The organism is Streptosporangiales bacterium, from assembly GCA_009379955.1.
GTDB lineage: Bacteria > Actinomycetota > Actinomycetes > Streptosporangiales > WHST01 > WHST01.
The window spans coordinates 1-3,709 of record WHST01000215.1; the positions used below are offsets into that span (position 1 = coordinate 1).

The following is a 3,709-nucleotide window of genomic DNA, read 5'->3' on the forward strand; positions in this document are numbered from 1 at the left end:
ACCGCAGCCCGCGCCTCGGCCGACTCATCGATCTTCTCCTTAGTCACACCGTTCAGTGTCGCCGTCATCAGACGCCAACCCTTCCCGCCGAGCCCACGCCCGACGTATCAGGCCGGAAACACCGTTCCTCGGACAGTCCCGCTGCTGGCGGCTCGGTGGACCCTTCGTGCGGGAGGGCGCGGCCCTGCTCGGCCTCGAGCCTCCTGCCGCTGCCAGCGTTCCACCAGCGTTGGGAGCTCGGCGAGCATGAAGTCGTAGAAGCTGCGCATCCGTTCCAGCCGTTCGTGCGCGGGGCTTCCGGTCTTCGAGCGTGCCATCCCTTTCTCGGCTGCCTCGTGCATGACGCGAACGGCGGCGTTCTGGTTGGAGAACAGCGTCGCCCACGCGTCGTCGCGCATCCGGTAGTGGTCGCGGCGGCTCCCGGGCACGGGGACCTGTTCGAGTATGCCGACGTCGACGAGGGCGCGGATACCCGTGGAGGCCGACCCGGTGCTGATCCGCAGGGTGTCGACGAGATCGCCCAACGTGAGCGAGGCCTCATCGGTGAACAGGAACGCGGCGAACACGCGGGCCATCGTCCGTTGCATGCCGTTGCGCGAGAGCACGAGGGCGAGCTCTTCCGCGGCCGTGGCCAGATCGTTCACGTACGCACTCTAGCGGACATCTGATGCTATGAACTGTTCAGAAATCTCTAAACATTCGATACGGTGTCTGTTGGTGTGCCAGGAAGCCTGGTCAGCGAACGTACGACAACTGACTCCCGAGAGGACACCCAATGGCCTCGGTCTTGATCGTGGGCGGCGGCATCGCCGGGCTGGCGACCGCCCTCCGGCTGCACCGCAGCGGCTGGAAGGTCACGCTCGTCGAACGGGCACCCAGCCTGCGCGGCGGCGGGTACCTGATCGGCTTCTCCGGCATCGGCTACCGCGCCGCCCGTGACTGGGGCCTGCTGCCTGCTCTGCAGGATCGGCAGCCACCCATGGTCGACCTCGTCTACGTGGACGAGTCCGGCCGCCAGCTCAGCACGCTGCCCGTCGCCGCCCAGCAGGCAATGGTCGGCAAGGAGATGGTCAGCCTGCTGCGCGGCGACCTCGAAGACGTGCTGTTCAAGGCACTCGACGATACCGTGGACGTACGGTTCGACACCTCCGTGACCCACATCGCACAGGATGACGACGGCGTGACCGCCACGCTCACCGATGGAACCCAGCTGACCACCGACCTGCTGGTGGGCGCAGACGGCCTGCACTCCACGGTATGGCAGCTCGTGTTCGGCCCCGAACGGCAGTTCCGGCGCGACCTCGGCCACGCGGTCGCCACCGTCCTACTCGACCATCGGCCCGTCGCCGTCCGCGCGGACCAGACCGTCTCGATGGGCCTCGTCGGCCGCGGCGTCGGCATCTACACCGTGCGCGGTGCCGGCGCCGGCTTCTTCACGTTCGCCACCGACGACGTGGACGCCGATCTCGCCGCCGGTCCGCGAGTCAAGTTGCATCGGGTGTTCGGGGACCTGAAGTGGGCGGTCCTGAGTTGCTCGATCAGGTCGATGCCACCGACGGGATGTACTTCGACAGCATCAGCCAGGTCGTGATGGACCGGTGGCGCAGTGGGCGCGTCTCGCTCCTCGGCGACGCCGCATGGTGCGTCAGCCTGATGGCCGGGTACGGGTCATCGCTCGCCGTCGGCGGGGCAGACCTGCTCGGCCGGATGCTCGACGAGCACGACCTACCCGAGGCGCTGGCACGCTGGGAACAGGAGCTACGGCCACTCGCGGAGAGGAAGCAGCGGCAGGGCCGCCGGGCCCGCGGGCTGTTCGTCGCTCGCGGCCGTACCACGCTCGCGCTCCGGCACGCGGTGTTCCGGCTTGCCGGCAACCGGCTGGTCGTCGCGACGATGCGGCGATTCCTCGGTTTGGCAGAAGACAGGAAGAGTGCGCGGTGACGAGCCCGATCGACCGAGCCGTCGGGGCGCTGCTCGGCCTGCCACCGGTCCGTACCCGCAAGGTACGAGCCGTCCGCGACCTCGTCATACCGGCCGACGACGGCGTCAAGCTGCTCGCCGACCGCTACTACCCGGTGATGGACGAAAGCGCGCCGCTGGTGCTGATCCGCACCCCGTACGGACGACGGTCGGCCAACGTGCTCATCGCTCGGATGTTCGCCCAGCGGGGCTACCAGGTGCTGATGGTCGCGCTGCGCGGCACCGACGGCTCGGGCGGCAGGTTCGACGGGTTCGTCATGAACCGCGCCGACGGACCGGCGACGGTCGCGTGGCTGCGGGAGCAAGACTGGTTCCCCGGTGTGTTCGCGACGTGGGGTGCGAGCTACCTCGGCTACGCGCAGTGGGACCTCGCGTGCACGCCGATCCCGGAGTGGAAGGCCGCGATCCTCGACGTCGCGCCCAGCGACTTCTACCACTACTTCATGTACCCCGGCGGCGTGTTCGCGCTCGGCAACGCGCTCGGCTGGGCCCAGCTCGTACACAGCCTGTTCCGCGACGGCCGGTCGACGAACCCGTCCACGATGTCGGCGTTCACCGCGACCCGCCGACTCGCCCGGGCGTGCGACCGGCTGCCGATCGCGGAAGCGGACCAGGACGCTACTGGAGCGCGCATCCCGTACTACCAGGACTGGATCATGCGCGAGGACTACGACGAGTTCTGGGAGCAAATGACCTATCGCGCGAACGTCACCCACCTGCCGCCAGTCGTGCACATGGGCGGCGACTGGCCGGACTTCTTCCTCCTCAACCAGCTCGACGACTACGCCGAACTGGTGCGGGCAGGGAAGACCATACGGCTGCTGATCGGGTCGGTCGCACACGGGCAGAACATGAGGACCCGGACATACCTACGCGACGCGTTCACCGTGCTCGACGCCGCGTTGGGCGAGTACGGGTCGGCCGGCCTCGAGTCGGTACCGCCGGTGCGGCTCAAGCTCACCGGACACCCGCAGTGGCGGGCATTCACGTCGTGGCCCCCGGCGCACTCGCCCAGTCGATGGTACCTGCACGGCGGCGGCAGGCTGTCGACCTCCGCGGCCGGTACGTCGGAGCCGTCGCGGTATCGATACGACCCGGCCACGCCGACCCCGACCGCCGGTGGCACGGCCGTCGGACTACGTGCCGGCGCGAAGGACAACCGCTCGATCGAGGCACGGGCGGACGTAGTGACATTCACCTCAGCCGTTCTCGACTCGGACCTCACCGCGATCGGGCCGGTGTCGGCGTCGATCCACGTGCGATCCAGCGTGTCGTGCTTCGACGTGTTCGTACGGGTGTGTGACGTGCACCCGCGCGGGCGGTCGATGAACGTGTGCGACGGCATCGTGCGGGTGAACGGGTCGAACGGAATCGAACCGGTCGACGTCGTGCTCTGGCCAATGGGTCACGTGTTCCGGCGCGGGCACCGGATCCGGGTGCAAGTGTCCAGCGGCGCACACCCACGATTCATACGCAACCTCGGCACCGGCGAGCCGATCGCCAACGCCGTGAACCCGCAGGTCGCCGAACAAGAAATCCTCCACGACCCCGAACACCCCTCAGCGCTCGTACTTCCCGTGACCGATTAAGGATGCGCTGATCAATGAGCCATTCCCGGGATGACCCGGCCTTCGGACGCTCGCGGTGGTTCCCGAACGGCTGCCGGGTTCTCTGCCGAGCCCCCTTGACCCCGGCTCGGGGGTCTGCGGGGCGGTTTCGGGCAGGCTGG

At 68.4% G+C, this 3,709-nt stretch carries 2 protein-coding genes and 1 pseudogene; 2 read left to right on the forward strand and 1 reads right to left on the reverse strand.

The genetic code is table 11. The features are described from left to right. Window positions 1-206: 206 nt before the first annotated feature. Window positions 207-635: pseudogene (locus GEV10_31910) on the reverse strand (MarR family transcriptional regulator). Between the two features lie 140 nt (window positions 636-775). Here GEV10_31910 and GEV10_31915 point away from each other — a divergent pair. Both GEV10_31915 and GEV10_31920 read left to right on the forward strand, forming a co-directional pair. Then, entirely contained in the window at window positions 776-1,591 is an 816-nt protein-coding gene (locus GEV10_31915; GenBank protein MQA83007.1) for an FAD-dependent oxidoreductase, read from the forward strand. Between the two features lie 46 nt (window positions 1,592-1,637). Next, window positions 1,638-3,569: a CocE/NonD family hydrolase gene (locus tag GEV10_31920; GenBank protein ID MQA83008.1), complete on the forward strand. Its 1,932-nt coding sequence runs from the start codon at window positions 1,638-1,640 to the stop codon at window positions 3,567-3,569. Window positions 3,570-3,709 lie beyond the last annotated feature (140 nt).